This window comes from Pseudomonas jinjuensis, assembly GCF_900103845.1.
GTDB lineage: Bacteria > Pseudomonadota > Gammaproteobacteria > Pseudomonadales > Pseudomonadaceae > Pseudomonas > Pseudomonas jinjuensis.
Window position 1 is genome coordinate 1 of record NZ_FNIJ01000001.1, and the last position, 15,158, is coordinate 15,158.

Here is a 15,158-nt window from a genome sequence, read left to right on the forward strand (position 1 = left end):
GCAGCGCCGCTCTTCGTAGGAGCCAGCTTGCTGGCGATCATCCATGCCAGATGGCGGCCCAGTGGCTGCCGGTAAGTCCGGATCGCCAGCAAGCTCGCTCCTACAGGTTCGGCGTCATCGGCGGATGAAGCGTTCCGCTTCATGCGCCCTACACCAGCGCTTGGCCATGGCGCGAAGACAGTTGTTTCTACAGGGTGGATGCGCGGAATAGGCCATCCTCTACGCCACTTCCGCCATACTCCCAGGCCGGCAACTTCCGGAAACGTCGCTACCTTGCACGTCCGCTCCAGCTCTTTTTATAGTCCGGCGGCTCAAAACCAATGCCCATCTCGCTGTGCTCGTGGGTAGCGAGAGGGATTTTCGTCGTAATGGTGAGAGACCATGATCGAGATAAAACGACTAACGAAGCGTTTCGCGCAGCACACGGCGGTCGATGACCTGTCGTTCAATGTGCAACAGGGGGAGGTGCTGGGGTTCCTCGGCCCGAACGGTGCCGGCAAGTCCACCACCATGAAGATGCTCACCGGTTTCCTCGCGCCGACCTTCGGCACCGCGAGCATCCTCGGTTTCGACATCCAGACCCAGACCCTCAAGGCCCAGCGGCAGATCGGCTACCTGCCGGAAGGCGCGCCCTGCTATGGCGACATGACGGTGCGCGGCTTCCTTGAATTCATCGCCGGCATCCGCGGCTTCCGTGGCGCGGAGAAGCGCCAGCGGGTCGAGCGGGTGGTGGCGCAGCTGGAGCTGGAGCGCGTCCGCGAACAGTCCATCGACACCCTGTCCAAGGGCTTCAAGCGCCGCGTCGGCCTGGCCCAGGCGATCATCCATGATCCCAGGGTGCTGATCCTCGACGAGCCCACCGACGGCCTCGATCCCAACCAGAAGCACCAGGTGCGCGAGCTGATCCGCGGTCTGGCGCAGGACAAGATCATCATCATTTCCACCCACATCCTCGAGGAAGTCACCGCGCTCTGCACCCGCGCCGTGGTGATCGCCAACGGCCGGCTGCTGGCCGACGGCACGCCGTTCGAGCTGGAGAGCCGTTCGCGCTACCACCAGGCGGTGACCCTGGTCGGCGACGGGCTGGACAAGGCCGCGCTGGCCGAACTGCCGGGCGTGGCGGGCGTCGAGGAGAACCCGCTGGAGGACAGCCTGACCGTACTGGCGCAGCCGGGGCAGGTGATCTTCCCGCAGGTCAACGCGCTGGTCACTGCGCGCGGCTGGCAGATCAGGGAGCTGGAAGTGGAGCGCGGCCGCCTCGACGAGGTGTTCCGCAGCCTGACCAGGGGGGAAGCGGCATGAAGCAGTTGCCCATCGTCTTCAGGCGCGAGCTGGCGAGCTATTTCGCCACGCCGCTGGCCTATGTGTTCATCGTCATCTTCCTGGTGCTGTCCGGGGTCTTCACCTTCTACCTGGGCAACTTCTACGAGCGGAACCAGGCCGACCTCAACGCTTTCTTCAGCTTCCACCCGTGGCTCTACCTGTTCCTCATCCCGGCCATCGCCATGCGCCTGTGGGCGGAGGAGCGCAAGTCCGGCTCCATCGAGCTGCTGATGACCCTGCCGATCACCCGCCTCGAAGCGGTGGCCGGCAAGTTCCTCGCCGCCTGGGTGTTCGCCGGCATCGCGCTGCTGCTGACCTTCCCCATCGTCATCACGGTGAACTACCTGGGCGAGCCGGACAACGGCGCCATCCTCACCGGCTACATCGGCAGCTGGCTGCTGGCCGGCGCCTACCTGTCGATCGGCTCGTGCATGTCGGCGCTGTCGAAGAACCAGGTGATCGCCTTCATCCTCGCCGTGGTGGTGTGTTTCCTGTTCATCGTCAGCGGCTTCCCGCTGGTGCTTGACGCCTTCAGCGCCTGGGCGCCGCAAGCGCTGATCGACGCGGTCGCCTCGCTGAGCTTCCTGATCCGCTTCGACGCGATCAGCAAGGGCGTGATCGACCTGCGCGACCTGCTCTATTTCGTCAGCCTGATCGTCGCCTGGCTGGCCGCCACGGCGGTGGTGGTCGACCTGAAGAAAGCCGACTGAGGACGTCCGAATCATGAAGAAACTGATGTACTCCGGGGCCGGGCTGCTGGTCATCGCCCTGCTGTTCCTGGCCTTCAACATGGTCTCCGGGCTGGCCTTCACCGGCGCGCGCCTGGACCTGACCCAGCAGCGCCTGTACACCATCTCCGACGGGACGAAGAAGATCCTTGGCGACCTCAAGGAGCCGATCAACCTGTACTTCTTCTATTCCGACAGCGGCACCAAGGAGCTGGTCTCGCTGCGCAACTACGCGCGGCGCGTCGAGGAACTGCTCAAGGCCTACGAGCGCGAGGCCGGCGGCAAGATCCGCCTGCACGTGATCGATCCGAAGCCGTTCTCCGAAGAGGAAGACAAGGCCGCCGAGTTCGGCCTGCAGGGCGTGCCGCTGACGCAGGGCGGCGACCAGCTGTACTTCGGCCTGGCCGGCACCAACGCGCTGGACGACAGCCAGGTGATCCCGTTCTTCCCGCTGGACCACGAGGAATTCCTCGAATACGACGTCAGCCGGCTGATCCAGGGCCTGGCGCATCCGAAGCGGCCGGTGGTCGGGCTGATTTCCACCCTGCAGATGAATGGCGGCTTCGACATGCAGTCGCAGCAGCCGACCCCGCCGTGGATGCTGCTGGAGGAAGTCCGCCAGCAGTTCGATCTGCGCAGCCTGAAGACCGATATCGACCAGATTCCCGACGATGTCGGCGTACTCATGCTGGTTCATCCGAAGAACCTGCCGCAGCAGACCCTCTACGCCATCGACCAGTTCGTGCTGCGCGGCGGCAAGCTGCTGGCCTTCGTCGACCCGTACAGCGAGGCCGATACCAGCGTGCCGCTGTCGATCGAGACGCCGGAGGACAAGTCGTCCGGCCTGGAGCCGCTGTTCAAGGCCTGGGGCCTGAAGATGGACCAGGGCGAGGTGGTCGCCGACGGCGCCTACGGGATGACCGTGAGCATGGGGCAGGGCCGCCAGGCGGTGCGTCATCCGGCCTGGCTGAACCTGGACCAGCGCGTGCTCGACCAGAGCGACGTGAGCATCGCCGGGCTGGCCAACCTCACCGTCGCCAGCGCCGGCATTCTCGAGCCGCTGGACGGCGCCAGGACCAGCTTCACCCCGCTGATCCAGAGTTCGCAGAGCGCCATGCCCATCGCCGCCGCGGGCCTGCGCCAGCTGACCGACCCGGGGGTGCTGTTGCGCCAGCTGAAGCCCACCGGCAAGCACTACACCATCGCCGCGCGCATCCAGGGACCGGCGCAGACCGCCTTCCCCAACGGTATCGAAGGGCGCAAGGACGGCCTCAAGCAGGCTGACAGCATCAACGTGATCGCGGTGGCCGACACCGACCTGCTGACCGACCGCATGTGGGTGCAGGTGCAGGACTTCTTCGGCCAGCGCGTCCCGCAGCCCTGGGCGGAGAACGCCAGCTTCGTGGTCAACGCGCTGGACAACCTCGCCGGTTCCGACGCGCTGATCAGCGTGCGTTCCCGTGGCCGCTTCAGCCGCCCGTTCACCGTGGTGGACGCGCTGCAGCGCCAGGCCGAATCGAGCTTCCGCGAGAAGGAGGAGGCGCTCAAGCAGCGCCTGTCCGAGACCGAGCAGAAGCTCGCCGCGCTGCAGAACCAGGACCCGAACAAGGTGCTGGAGCTGACTCCGGAACAGCAGACGGCAGTGCAGCAGTTCATCCAGGAACGCGTGCGCATCCGCAAGGAACTGCGCGACGTGCAGTTCCAGCTGAACGCCGACATCGAGGCGCTGGGGCGCACGCTGAAGTTCATCAACATCGCACTGGTGCCGCTGCTGCTCACCGTGGGTGTGCTGGGCCTGTGGTTCTGGCGCCGCCGCCGCGCCTGAGGGAGTTTCGCTATGCAACGCAAGAGTCTGTTCCTGTTGTTTCTCTCGCTGCTGGTCCTGGGCGGAATCTACGTCTGGCTGCAGCGGGCGCCGGATGTCGCGCCGCAGAAGGAAACCCGCTACCTGCCCGGTCTCGATGCGCAGCAGGTGACCAGCGTGCAGATCGCCCGGCCCAGCCAGCCGGTGATCCGCGTGGCGCGCAAGGACGGCGCCTGGGTGATGCCGGCCAAGGCCGACTACCCGGCGGCCGGCCGGCTGATCGGCGACCTGCTGCATGAGCTGGCCGAGGCGCGCAAGGTCGAGGCCAAGACCCGCGATCCGGCCAACCACGCCCAGCTCGACCTGGCCGAGAAGGGCGATGGCGTCGCCGTGCGCCTGACCCTGGAGCGCAGCAACGGCGGCCCGATCGACATCCTGGTGGGCAAGAGCGCCCAGCACGGCGGGCAACTGGTGCGCCAGCCGGGCGACGACCAGGTCTGGCTGCTGGACAAGACCCTGGTGCTGCCGCCGAACGAGCTGGACTGGCTGGACCGCCGGGTGACCAGCATCCCGTTCGAGCAGATCGGCGAGGTATCGGTCAGCTATCCGAAGGGGGAGACGCTGACGGTGTTCCGCGACAACGCCGAGGAGCCGAACCTGCAGGTCCGCCAGCTGCCGAAGGGCGCCAAGTTGGCGTACGAAGCGGCGGCCAACGGCATGGCGACGCCGTTCGGCCAGCTCACCTTCACCGACGCCGCGCCGCTCGACCAGGTGCAGTTCAAGGGCGACCCGCGCCTGACCCTGAGCCTGAAGACCCTGGACGGCGCCGAGCTGAAAGGGCGCGTGCAGGAGCAGGGCGGCCAGCCGTGGCTGATCATCGAGCACCTGGAACAGTTCCCCGAGGGCCAGATCCAGGCGCGCCAGGACTGGGCATACCGGATCGAGCCGTACCAGGCCGATGCCATCGCCCGGCACCTGGCGGACATGCTGGACCGCGGAAACGTCCAGCGCGAAGGGCAGCCAGAACCGTAGGGTGGATGAGGCTCTTTTCATCCACCATTGCGGGGCCACATGCGCGACCATGGTGGATCGGTGGAGCTGATCCACCCTACATTCATGGTTCCCACGCAGGAGCGTGGGAACCATGGCGCCAGACCTCTCTGTAGGAGCGAGCCATGCCCGCGAACCGCACTTCAAACAAGAAGGGCTCCCTCGGGAGCCCTTCTTTATTTATATGCAGCCATCAACCCTGCGCATCGAACGCCTGTCCATTCACCCCGGCGCTGTCCGGCCCCATCAGGTACAGGTACACCGGCATGATCTCTTCCGGCAGCGGGTTGTTGAACGGGTTCTCGCCCGGGTAGGCCTGGGCGCGCATACCGGTGCGGGTGGCGCCGGGGTTGACGCTGTTGGCGCGCACCGCGCAGGTGCCGTCGCACTCGTCGGCGAGCACCTGCATCAGGCCCTCGTTGGCGAACTTCGACACCGCGTAGCCGCCCCAGTAGGCGCGGCCCTTACGGCCGACGCTGCTGGAGGTGAAGATCACCGAGGCATCGCTGGACAGCTTGAGCAGCGGCAGCATCACGTGGGTCAGCAGGAACACGGCGTTGACGTTCACCTGCATGACGCGGGTGAAGTTGTCGCCGGAAATCTGCTCGATCGGCGAGCGCAGGCCGAGGATCGAGGCGTTGTGCAGCAGGCCGTCGAGCTTGCCGAATTCCGCTTCGATGGTGGCCGCCAGTTCGTCGTACTGGTGCGCCAGGGCGGTTTCCAGGTTGAACGGGATGACCACCGGCTGCGGATGGCCGGCAGCGACGATCTCGTCGTACACCTCGTTGAGGTGGTCTTCGCTCTTGCCCAGCAGCAGCACGGTGGCGCCATGGGCGGCGAAGGTGCGCGCGGCGCCGGCGCCGATGCCGCGGCCGGCGCCGGTGATCAGGATCACCCGGTCCTTGAGCAGGTCGGGGCGGGCGGAATATTGGAACATGGGAACTCCTTCGGAGAGCGGGAAGCTTGAAGCTGGAAGCTTGAAGTCGAGCGGCGGGAGGCTTCCGGCTTCAGGCTTCCAGCTTCCGGCTCAGCAGGAACAGAGTGCGCGATCGAGAACGGCGAGCAGGTCCAGCGGCCGGTCGACGATCACGTCCGCGCCCCAGTGGGCCGGGTTGTCGTCCGGGTGGATGTAGCCGTAGCGCACGGCGGCGGTCTTGGTGCCGGCGGCGCGGCCGGATTCGATGTCGCGCAGGTCGTCGCCGATGAACAGCACCTGCGACGGCTCCACGCCGATCTGCTTGCAGGCCAGCAGCAGCGGTTCCGGATCGGGCTTGCTGCGGCTCACGTGGTCCGGGCAGATCAGCACGGCGGAGCGTTCGGCAAGGCCGAGCTGCTGCATCACCGGCTCGGCGAAGCGCACCGGCTTGTTGGTCACCACGCCCCAGATCAGGCGCGCTTCCTCGATGCGATCGAGCAGCTCGGGAATGCCGTCGTAGGGGCGGGTCAGCACCGCGCAGTGGTCCTGGTAGCGATCGAGGAATTCCTGGCGCAGGGCTTCGAAGCCGGCGTCTTCCGGGGCGATGTCGAAGGCCGCGGCGACCATGGCGCGGGCGCCGCCGGAAACCACGTCCTGGACCTTCCGGGGATCGATGGCCGGCTTGCCGTGGGCGGCCAGCATGGCCTGGCAGACGGCGATGAAGTCCGGGGCCGAGTCCACCAGGGTGCCATCCATGTCGAAGAGAACCGCTTTGATCGGCATGCGTTTCATTCCTCGCGCAGGGTCTGGATCATGTAGTTGACGTCGACGTCGTCGGCCAGCTTGTAGTGCTTGGTCAGCGGGTTGTAGGTCAGGCCGATGATGTCCTTGACGCTCAGGCCGGCCTCGCGCGACCAGGCGCCGAGCTCGGACGGGCGGATGAACTTCTTGAAGTCATGGGTGCCGCGGGGCAGCAGGCGCATCACGTACTCGGCGCCGACGATGGCGTACAGGTAAGCCTTCGGGTTGCGGTTGATGGTGGAGAAGAACACCTGGCCGCCCGGCTTGACCATCCTGTAGCAGGCGCGGATCACCGAGGCCGGGTCGGGCACGTGCTCCAGCATCTCCAGGCAGGTGACCACGTCGAACGCGCCGGGCATTTCCTCGGCCAGCTGTTCGGCGGTGATGCGGCGGTATTCCACCGGTACGCCGGATTCCAGCTGGTGCAGCTGGGCGACCGCCAGCGGCGCCTCGCCCATGTCGATGCCGAGCACCGTGGCTCCGCGCTGGGCCATGGCCTCGCTGAGGATGCCGCCGCCGCAGCCGACGTCGAGGACCTTCTTGCCGGCCAGGCCGACGCGCTCGTCGATCCAGTTGACCCGCAGCGGGTTGATATCGTGCAGCGGCTTGAACTCGCTTTCGCGGTCCCACCAGCGGTGGGCGAGCGCCTCGAATTTGGCGATCTCGGCGTGGTCGACGTTGCTCATGGTGCCCCTTTGGGAAAAACGTGGCTGAAACGAATGGCGCAAAGACTCATATGATGCCAGCTTCGCGCCTGCGATGGGCTACGGCATGTCAGTTTGTCACAGCATGCCCGCCGGCTATGCGCGCGCCCCATTCACCCGCCACGCGCTTCAGGCGCTCCTCGTCCATGCGCGTCAGGCGGCCATCTTCCAGCAGCGGCTTGCCGCCGACCCAGAGGTGTTTCACGCAGTCGCGGCCGCTGGCGTAGATCAGCTGGGAGACCGGGTCGTAGACCGGCTGCTGGGCCAGCCCGGAGAGGTCGAAGGCGACGATGTCGGCGGACTTGCCCGGCTCCAGCGAGCCGATTTCCTGCTCCAGGCCGATGGCGCGGGCGCCGTTCAGGGTCGCCATGCGCAGCGCGCTGTGGGCATCCAGCGCGGTGGCCTGGCCGGCGACGGCCTTGGCGAGGAGGGCGGCGGTGCGGGTCTCGCCGAGCAGGTCGAGGTCGTTGTTGCTGGCCGCGCCGTCGGTGCCGATGGCGACGTTGATGCCGGCCTGCCAGAGGCGCTCCACCGGACAGAAGCCGCTGGCCAGCTTGAGGTTGGATTCCGGGCAGTGGATCACCGAGCTGTTGGTCTCGACCAGCATGGCGACGTCCTCGTCGCTCACCTGGGTCATGTGCACGGCCTGGAAGCGCGGGCCGAGCAGGCCGAGGCGGTGCAGGCGCGCCAGCGGGCGTTCGCCGGATTTCTCCAGCGCCTGCTGGACCTCGAAGGCGGTCTCGTGGACGTGCATCTGGATCGCCGCGTCCAGTTCCTCAGCGAGCATGACGACGCTTTCCAGCTTGTCGTCGCTGACCGTGTAGGGCGCGTGCGGGCCGAAGGCGACCTGGATGCGCGGGTGGTGCTTGAAGTCGTCGTGCAGGGCGACGGCCTGGCGGATCGCCTCGGCGCCATCGCGCGCGCCGGGCACCGGGAAGTCGATCACCGGCACGCAGATCTGCGCGCGAATGCCGGCCTTGTGCACGGCCTCGCTGGCTACCCGCGGCAGGAAATACATGTCGGAATAGCAGCTGATGCCGCCCTTGAGCTGCTCGGCGATGGCCAGCTCGGTGCCGTCGCGGACGAAGTCCTCGCCGACCCACCTGGCTTCGGCCGGCCAGATGTGTTCCTGCAGCCAGGTCATCAGCGGCAGGTCGTCGGCCAGGCCGCGGAACAGGCTCATCGCCGCGTGGCCGTGGGCGTTGACCAGACCCGGGGCGAGCAGCATGCCCGGCAGTTCGCGGGTTTCCGCGGCGGGGTGGCGCAGCGCCTGGTCGCGCGGGGCGAGCAGGGCGATGCGCCCGTCGCGGATGCCCAGGCCGTGGTCGCGGAGGACGACGCCGGCGGGCTCCACCGGGACTATCCAGGTCGGCAGCAGGAGCAGGTCGAGAGGAGCTTTGGCTTCGGGCATGGAGGGCGCTTCCTGGGCGCTTGAACGGGTGGCCGGCAGTATACCCGAGCGCTGGCGGCCCCGGCTCGTTATACTCCGCTGTTTTCCCCGGGGCTGCGGTGCGGTCCGGCTGGGGCTGGCAGTGGGCCGCCGGGCGGCTCGTATCTGAATATGAAGAAGAGGTGTTCCATGCGTGAGCGACTGTTGGCGGCCGAGCGGGTCACGGCCATTGATTGGCGCAACGGGACACTCCGGTTGCTGGACCAGCGGCGCCTGCCGCTGGAGGAAACCTGGCTCACCTACGAAAGCGCCGCCGAGGTGGCCGACGCCATCCGCGCCATGGTGGTGCGCGGTGCGCCGGCCATCGGCATCGCCGCGGCCTATGGCGTGGTGCTCGGATTGCGTGCGCGGCTGCGCGAGAACGGCAACTGGCGTTCCGCCCTGGAGGCGGATTTCCAGATCCTCGCCGAATCCCGGCCGACCGCGGTCAACCTGTTCTGGGCGCTGAACCGCATGCGCGACCGCCTGGAGCGTCTGAAAGAGACCGACGACCCACTGACCGTCCTGGAAGCCGAGGCTATCGCCATCCACGAAAGCGATCGCGAGGCCAACCTGACCATGGCCCAGCTCGGCGTCGAGCTGATCCGCAAGCAGCACAGCGGCCCGCAGAAGATCCTCACCCACTGCAACACCGGGGCACTGGCCACCGGCGGCTTCGGCACCGCGCTGGGGGTGATCCGCGCGGCGCATCTGGAAGGGCTGGTCGAGCGCATCTACGCCGACGAAACCCGTCCGTGGCTGCAGGGCGCCCGCCTGACCGCCTGGGAGCTGGCCAACGAGGGCGTGCCGGTGACGCTGAACGCCGATGCGGCGGCCGCCCACCTGATGAAGACCCAGTCCATCACCTGGGTGATAGTCGGCGCCGACCGCATCACCGCCAACGGCGACGTGGCGAACAAGATCGGCACCTACCAGCTGGCGGTGAACGCCATGCACCACGGCGTGCGCTTCATGGTGGTGGCGCCCAGCTCGACCATCGACATGAGCCTGGAAAGCGGCGAGGACATCCCGATCGAGGAGCGTGACGGCAGCGAACTGCTGGAAGTCGGCGGCAAGCGCGTGGCGGCGGAGGTGGATGCCTTCAATCCGGTATTCGACGTGACTCCGGCGGACCTGATCGACGCCATCGTGACCGAGCGCGGCGTCGTCGAGCGTCCGGACGCCGAACGCATGGCCCAGCTGATGAGCCGCAAGCGCCTGCACTGATCGCCGCAGGGGGAGTCGCCAGGGTAGGGTTTCCCCTTGCTCTGTGATAAGCTCCGACGGTTCTTCGGAGGCCATTTTCCGGGCCCTCGGAGCAGCGCGAGTCGGCGACGCAAGTCATTGATTTGTTGTGAGTTGGTGGCGTTCTAGTGGCGCCATCTCACTCCGCTTGGCCCAGGACGGGCAAGGCGGAGTTCCACCAGTAAAAGGAACCAGGCTTCTCATGGGCGAACTGGCCAAAGAAATCCTCCCGGTCAACATCGAAGACGAACTCCGACAGTCCTATCTCGATTACGCGATGAGCGTGATCGTCGGTCGTGCCCTTCCCGATGCGCGCGATGGCCTGAAGCCGGTGCATCGTCGCGTGCTCTACGCCATGAGCGAGCTGGGCAACGACTGGAACAAGCCCTACAAGAAATCCGCCCGTGTGGTCGGCGACGTGATCGGTAAATACCACCCGCACGGCGACACCGCGGTGTACGACACCATCGTGCGCATGGCCCAGCCCTTCTCGCTGCGCTACATGCTGGTGGACGGCCAGGGCAACTTCGGTTCGGTGGACGGCGACAACGCCGCGGCCATGCGATACACCGAAGTGCGCATGTCCAAGCTGGCCCATGAGCTGCTCGCCGACCTCGACAAGGAAACCGTCGACTGGGTGCCCAACTACGACGGCACCGAGCAGATCCCGGCGGTCATGCCGACCAAGATCCCCAACCTGCTGGTCAACGGTTCCAGCGGTATCGCCGTGGGCATGGCGACCAACATCCCGCCGCACAACCTCGGCGAAGTCATCGATGGCTGCCTGGCGCTGATGGACAACCCCGAGCTGTCCGTCGACGACCTGATGCAGTACATCCCCGGCCCGGACTTCCCGACCGCGGGCATCATCAACGGCCGTGCGGGCATCATCGAGGCCTATCGCACCGGCCGTGGCCGCATCTATATCCGTGCCCGCGCCGAAATCGAGGACATGGAGAAGGGCGGCAACCGCCAGCAGATCATCATCACCGAGCTGCCCTACCAGCTGAACAAGGCCCGCCTGATCGAGAAGATCGCCGAGCTGGTGAAAGAGAAGAAGATCGAAGGCATCACCGAGCTGCGCGACGAGTCCGACAAGGACGGCATGCGCGTGGTCATCGAGCTGCGCCGCGGCGAAGTGGGCGAGGTGGTCCTCAACAACCTCTACGCCCAGACCCAGCTGCAGAGCGTGTTCGGCATCAACGTGGTGGCCCTGGTCGATGGCCAGCCGCGCACGATGAACCTCAAGGACATGCTCGAAGTGTTCATCCGTCACCGCCGCGAAGTGGTGACCCGGCGGACCGTCTTCGAGCTGCGCAAGGCCCGCGAGCGCGGCCATATCCTCGAAGGCCAGGCCGTCGCCCTGTCGAACATCGACCCGGTGATCGAGCTGATCAAGGCCTCGCCGACTCCCGCCGAAGCCAAGGAGCGCCTGATCGCCACCGCCTGGGAATCCAGCGCCGTGGAAGCCATGGTCGAGCGCGCCGGCGCCGATGCCTGCCGTCCGGAAGACCTGGACCCGCAGTACGGCCTGCGCGACGGCAAGTACTACCTGTCGCCGGAACAGGCCCAGGCCATCCTGGAACTGCGTCTGCACCGCCTGACCGGCCTGGAGCACGACAAGCTGCTGGCCGAATACCAGGAAATCCTCACCCTGATCGGCGAGCTGATCCGTATCCTGACCAACCCGGCGCGCCTGATGGAAGTCATCCGCGAAGAACTGGAGAAGGTGAAAGCGGAGTTCGGCGATGCCCGTCGTACCGAGATCGTCGCGTCCCAGGTCGACCTGACCATCGCCGACCTGATCACCGAAGAAGAGCGCGTGGTGACCATCTCCCACGGCGGCTATGCCAAGTCCCAGCCGCTGGCGGCCTACGAGGCCCAGCGTCGCGGCGGCAAGGGCAAGTCGGCGAGCGGCGTGAAGGACGAGGACTACATCGAACACCTGCTGGTCGCCAACAGCCACGCGACGCTGCTGCTGTTCTCCAGTAAGGGCAAGGTCTACTGGCTGCGCACCTTCGAGATTCCGGAAGCCTCGCGCACCGCCCGTGGCCGTCCGCTGGTGAACCTGCTGCCGCTGGACGAGGGTGAGCGCATCACCGCGATGCTGCAGATCGACCTGGAAGCGGTGCGCGCCCAGTTCGCCGGTGAAGAGGGCGATGACGACGACGTGGTCGCCGAACAGGTCGCCGAAGTGGTGGAAGCCGAAGAGGCCGAAGAGGGCGACGACGCCGACTTCAGCCAGGACGAGCCGACCGGCGCCTACATCTTCATGGCCACCATGAAAGGCACCGTGAAGAAGACCCCGCTGATCCAGTTCACCAAGCCGCGCTCCAACGGCCTGATCGCGCTGAAGCTGGAGGAGGGCGACTCGCTGATCGCCGCCGCCATCACCGACGGTTCGAAGGACGTGATGATGTTCTCCGACGCCGGCAAGGTGATCCGCTTCAAGGAAAGCAAGGTGCGCATCATGGGCCGTAACGCCCGCGGCGTGCGCGGCATGCGTCTGGCCGAAGACCAGCGCATCATCTCCATGCTGATCCCGGAATGCCGCGAGGCGCAGATCCTCACCGCCTCCGAACGCGGTTACGGCAAGCGCACGCCGCTGGCCGACTACCCGCGCCGCGGCCGTGGTGGCCAGGGCGTGATCGCCATGGTGATCAACGAGCGCAACGGCAAGCTGGTGGGCGCCGTCCAGGTGCTGGACGGCGAGGAGATCATGCTGATTTCCGACCAGGGCACCCTGGTGCGTACCCGTGTCGACGAAGTCCGTGGCGCGGGCCGCAATACCCAGGGCGTGATCCTCATCAAGCTGGCCTCCGACGAGACCCTGGTGGGCCTGGAGCGCGTGCAGGAGCCTTCTGCCGACGCCGACGAGGACCTGGAAGCCGAGGATGCGGAAATCATCGATGTGAACGAAGCCCCGGCGGTGGAAGAACCGCAGGCGACCGACGACTGAACGAGCGAGACTTGATGTGAGCAAGCGAGCCTATAACTTCTGCGCCGGTCCCGCGGCGCTGCCCACCGCTGTGCTGGAACGCGCCCAGGCCGAGATGCTCGACTGGCAGGGCCGTGGCCTGTCGGTCATGGAAATGAGCCACCGCAGCGACGAGTACGTCGCCATAGCCGAGAAGGCCGAGCAGGACCTGCGCGACCTGATGGGCGTGCCGTCGAACTACAAGGTGCTGTTCCTGCAGGGCGGCGCCAGCCAGCAGTTCGCCGAGATCCCGCTGAACCTGCTGCCCGAGAACGGCGTGGCCGATTACGTCGAAACCGGTATCTGGTCGAAGAAGGCCATCGAAGAGGCCCGCCGCTTCGGTAACGTCAACGTGGTCGCCAGCGCGTCCAGGTACGAATACTTCGCCATTCCCGGGCAGAACGAGTGGAACCTGACGCCGGACGCCGCCTACCTGCACTACGCGTCCAACGAGACCATCGGCGGCCTGGAGTTCGACTGGATTCCGGAAACTGGCGACGTCCCGCTGGTGGTGGACATGTCCTCGGACATCCTCTCGCGTCCGGTCGACGTGTCGAAGTTCGGCCTGATCTACGCCGGCGCGCAGAAGAACATCGGTCCGAGCGGCCTGGTGGTGGTCATCGTCCGCGAAGACCTGCTGGGCAACGCCCGCAGCTACTGCCCGACCATGCTCAACTACAAGATCGCCGCCGACAACGGCTCCATGTACAACACTCCGGCGACCTACTCCTGGTACCTCTCCGGCCTGGTCTTCGAGTGGCTGAAGGAGCAGGGCGGCGTCGACGCCATGGAGCAGCGCAACCGCGCCAAGAAGGACATGCTGTACGGCTTCATCGACGGCAGCGACTTCTACACCAACCCGATCCAGCCGGCTGCCCGCTCCTGGATGAACGTGCCGTTCCGCCTGGCCGACGAGAAGCTCGACAAGGCCTTCCTCGAAGGCGCCGAAGCGCGCGGCCTGCTCAACCTCAAGGGCCATCGTTCGGTGGGCGGCATGCGTGCCTCCATCTATAACGCCCTGGGCCTGGACGCGGTGGAAGCCCTGGTGGCCTACATGGCCGAATTCGAGAAGGAGCGCGGCTGATGAGCGACGCTGACCAGCTCAAGGCTTTGCGCGTACGCATCGACAGCCTCGACGAGAAGATCCTCGAGCTGATCAGCGAACGCGCCCGCTGCGCCACCGACGTGGCGCGGGTGAAGATGGCGACCCTGGCCGAGGGCGAGAAGCCGGTGTTCTACCGGCCCGAGCGCGAGGCCTGGGTGCTCAAGCACATCATGGAACTGAACAAGGGCCCGCTGGGCAACGAGGAAATGGCGCGGCTGTTCCGCGAGATCATGTCCTCCTGCCTGGCCCTGGAGCAGCCGCTCAAGGTCGCCTATCTCGGCCCGGAAGGCACCTTCACCCAGGCCGCGGCGCTCAAGCACTTCGGCCATGCGGTGATCAGCACGCCGATGGCGGCGATCGACGAGGTGTTCCGCGAAGTCGCAGCCGGTGCGGTGAACTTCGGCGTGGTGCCGGTGGAGAACTCCACCGAAGGCGCGGTCAACCACACCCTGGACAGCTTCCTCGAACACGACATGGTGATCTGTGGCGAGGTCGAGCTGCGCATCCACCACCACCTGCTGGTGGGCGACAACACCAAGACCGACAACATCACCCGCATCTATTCCCATGCCCAGTCGCTGGCCCAGTGCCGCAAGTGGCTGGACGCGCACTACCCGAACGTCGAGCGCGTGGCGGTGTCGAGCAACGCCGACGCGGCCAAGCGCGTGAAGAGCGAGTGGAACTCCGCGGCCATCGCCGGCGACATGGCTTCCAGCCTCTACGGCCTGTCGAAGCTGTACGAGAAGATCGAGGACCGCCCGGACAACTCCACGCGCTTCCTCATCATCGGCAACCAGGAAGTGCCGCCGACCGGCGACGACAAGACCTCGATCATCGTCTCCATGCGCAACAAGCCGGGCGCGCTGCACGAGCTGCTGGTGCCGTTCCACACCAACGGCATCGACCTGACCCGCATCGAGACCCGCCCGTCGCGCAGCGGCAAGTGGACCTACGTGTTCTTCATCGACTTCGTCGGCCACCACAAGGACCCGCTGATCAAGGACGTGCTGGAAAAGATCAACAGCGAAGCCGTGGCGCTGAAGGTGCTGGGTTCCTATCCGAAAGCGGTACTTTAA

General features: G+C 66.3%; 12 protein-coding genes. 8 read left to right on the top strand and 4 right to left on the bottom strand.

Translation table 11 applies throughout. The features are described from left to right. The first annotated feature begins 381 nt into the window (after positions 1 to 381). From BLR75_RS00005 to BLR75_RS00020, 4 genes are read left to right on the top strand one after another with little or no spacing between them, the layout of a single operon-like run. Complete coding sequence (locus BLR75_RS00005; protein ID WP_084313023.1) at positions 382 to 1,302, top strand: ABC transporter ATP-binding protein; 921 nt, start codon at positions 382 to 384, stop codon at positions 1,300 to 1,302. Next, complete coding sequence (locus BLR75_RS00010) at positions 1,299 to 2,033, top strand: ABC transporter permease subunit (RefSeq protein ID WP_084313024.1); 735 nt, start codon at positions 1,299 to 1,301, stop codon at positions 2,031 to 2,033. The genes BLR75_RS00005 and BLR75_RS00010 overlap by 4 nt, the downstream gene beginning before the upstream one ends. A 13-nt stretch (positions 2,034 to 2,046) precedes the next feature. Beyond that, a complete protein-coding gene (locus tag BLR75_RS00015) occupies positions 2,047 to 3,876 on the top strand; it encodes a GldG family protein (protein ID WP_084313025.1) in 1,830 nt (609 codons plus the stop codon). Positions 3,877 to 3,888: 12 nt separating this feature from the next. Then, positions 3,889 to 4,887: a DUF4340 domain-containing protein gene (locus BLR75_RS00020; protein WP_084313026.1), complete on the top strand. Its 999-nt coding sequence runs from the start codon at positions 3,889 to 3,891 to the stop codon at positions 4,885 to 4,887. Positions 4,888 to 5,098: 211 nt separating this feature from the next. Here BLR75_RS00020 and BLR75_RS00025 read toward each other — a convergent pair whose 3' ends face one another. From BLR75_RS00025 to BLR75_RS00040, 4 genes are all read right to left on the bottom strand, one after another. Further along, positions 5,099 to 5,842 (bottom strand): YciK family oxidoreductase, encoded by a 744-nt coding sequence (locus BLR75_RS00025; RefSeq protein WP_084313027.1) that lies wholly within the window; start codon positions 5,840 to 5,842, stop codon positions 5,099 to 5,101. A 90-nt stretch (positions 5,843 to 5,932) separates the two neighbouring features. Next, positions 5,933 to 6,613: an N-acetylmuramic acid 6-phosphate phosphatase MupP gene (mupP, locus tag BLR75_RS00030; protein WP_090415967.1), complete on the bottom strand. Its 681-nt coding sequence runs from the start codon at positions 6,611 to 6,613 to the stop codon at positions 5,933 to 5,935. Beyond that, complete coding sequence (gene ubiG / locus BLR75_RS00035; protein ID WP_084313029.1) at positions 6,610 to 7,308, bottom strand: bifunctional 2-polyprenyl-6-hydroxyphenol methylase/3-demethylubiquinol 3-O-methyltransferase UbiG; 699 nt, start codon at positions 7,306 to 7,308, stop codon at positions 6,610 to 6,612. Before ubiG ends, mupP begins: the two co-directional genes overlap by 4 nt. A gap of 88 nt (positions 7,309 to 7,396) precedes the next feature. Next, entirely contained in the window at positions 7,397 to 8,737 is a 1,341-nt protein-coding gene (locus BLR75_RS00040; RefSeq protein ID WP_084313030.1) for a TRZ/ATZ family hydrolase, read from the bottom strand. Between the two features lie 168 nt (positions 8,738 to 8,905). Here BLR75_RS00040 and mtnA point away from each other — a divergent pair, with 168 nt between their 5' ends. The 4 genes from mtnA to pheA all read left to right on the top strand — a co-directional run bounded on the left by mtnA (position 8,906) and on the right by pheA (position 15,158). After that, positions 8,906 to 9,982 carry an S-methyl-5-thioribose-1-phosphate isomerase gene (gene mtnA, locus BLR75_RS00045; protein WP_084313031.1) on the top strand — a complete coding sequence of 359 codons (1,077 nt, stop codon included), beginning with the start codon at positions 8,906 to 8,908 and terminating at the stop codon, positions 9,980 to 9,982. A 220-nt stretch (positions 9,983 to 10,202) separates the two neighbouring features. Then, entirely contained in the window at positions 10,203 to 12,959 is a 2,757-nt protein-coding gene (gene gyrA / locus BLR75_RS00050) for a DNA gyrase subunit A (protein ID WP_084313032.1), read from the top strand. Between the two features lie 16 nt (positions 12,960 to 12,975). After that, positions 12,976 to 14,061 carry a 3-phosphoserine/phosphohydroxythreonine transaminase gene (gene serC / locus BLR75_RS00055; RefSeq protein WP_084313033.1) on the top strand — a complete coding sequence of 362 codons (1,086 nt, stop codon included), beginning with the start codon at positions 12,976 to 12,978 and terminating at the stop codon, positions 14,059 to 14,061. Further along, the gene (gene pheA, locus BLR75_RS00060; RefSeq protein WP_084313034.1) at positions 14,061 to 15,158 is read left to right on the top strand and encodes a prephenate dehydratase; all 1,098 of its coding nucleotides are present in this window, start codon (positions 14,061 to 14,063) and stop codon (positions 15,156 to 15,158) included. Before serC ends, pheA begins: the two co-directional genes overlap by 1 nt.

What these genes read in the sequence shown, in the direction of transcription:
- BLR75_RS00005 (WP_084313023.1), top strand. Translation starts at nt 382, where the DNA reads ATGATCGAGATAAAACGACTAACGAAGCGTTTCGCGCAGCACACGGCG.
- BLR75_RS00010 (WP_084313024.1), top strand. Translation starts at nt 1,299, where the DNA reads ATGAAGCAGTTGCCCATCGTCTTCAGGCGCGAGCTGGCGAGCTATTTC.
- BLR75_RS00015 (WP_084313025.1), top strand. Translation starts at nt 2,047, where the DNA reads ATGAAGAAACTGATGTACTCCGGGGCCGGGCTGCTGGTCATCGCCCTG.
- BLR75_RS00020 (WP_084313026.1), top strand. Translation starts at nt 3,889, where the DNA reads ATGCAACGCAAGAGTCTGTTCCTGTTGTTTCTCTCGCTGCTGGTCCTG.
- BLR75_RS00025 (WP_084313027.1), bottom strand. Translation starts at nt 5,842, where the DNA reads ATGTTCCAATATTCCGCCCGCCCCGACCTGCTCAAGGACCGGGTGATC.
- mupP (WP_090415967.1), bottom strand. Translation starts at nt 6,613, where the DNA reads ATGAAACGCATGCCGATCAAAGCGGTTCTCTTCGACATGGATGGCACC.
- ubiG (WP_084313029.1), bottom strand. Translation starts at nt 7,308, where the DNA reads ATGAGCAACGTCGACCACGCCGAGATCGCCAAATTCGAGGCGCTCGCC.
- BLR75_RS00040 (WP_084313030.1), bottom strand. Translation starts at nt 8,737, where the DNA reads ATGCCCGAAGCCAAAGCTCCTCTCGACCTGCTCCTGCTGCCGACCTGG.
- mtnA (WP_084313031.1), top strand. Translation starts at nt 8,906, where the DNA reads ATGCGTGAGCGACTGTTGGCGGCCGAGCGGGTCACGGCCATTGATTGG.
- gyrA (WP_084313032.1), top strand. Translation starts at nt 10,203, where the DNA reads ATGGGCGAACTGGCCAAAGAAATCCTCCCGGTCAACATCGAAGACGAA.
- pheA (WP_084313034.1), top strand. Translation starts at nt 14,061, where the DNA reads ATGAGCGACGCTGACCAGCTCAAGGCTTTGCGCGTACGCATCGACAGC.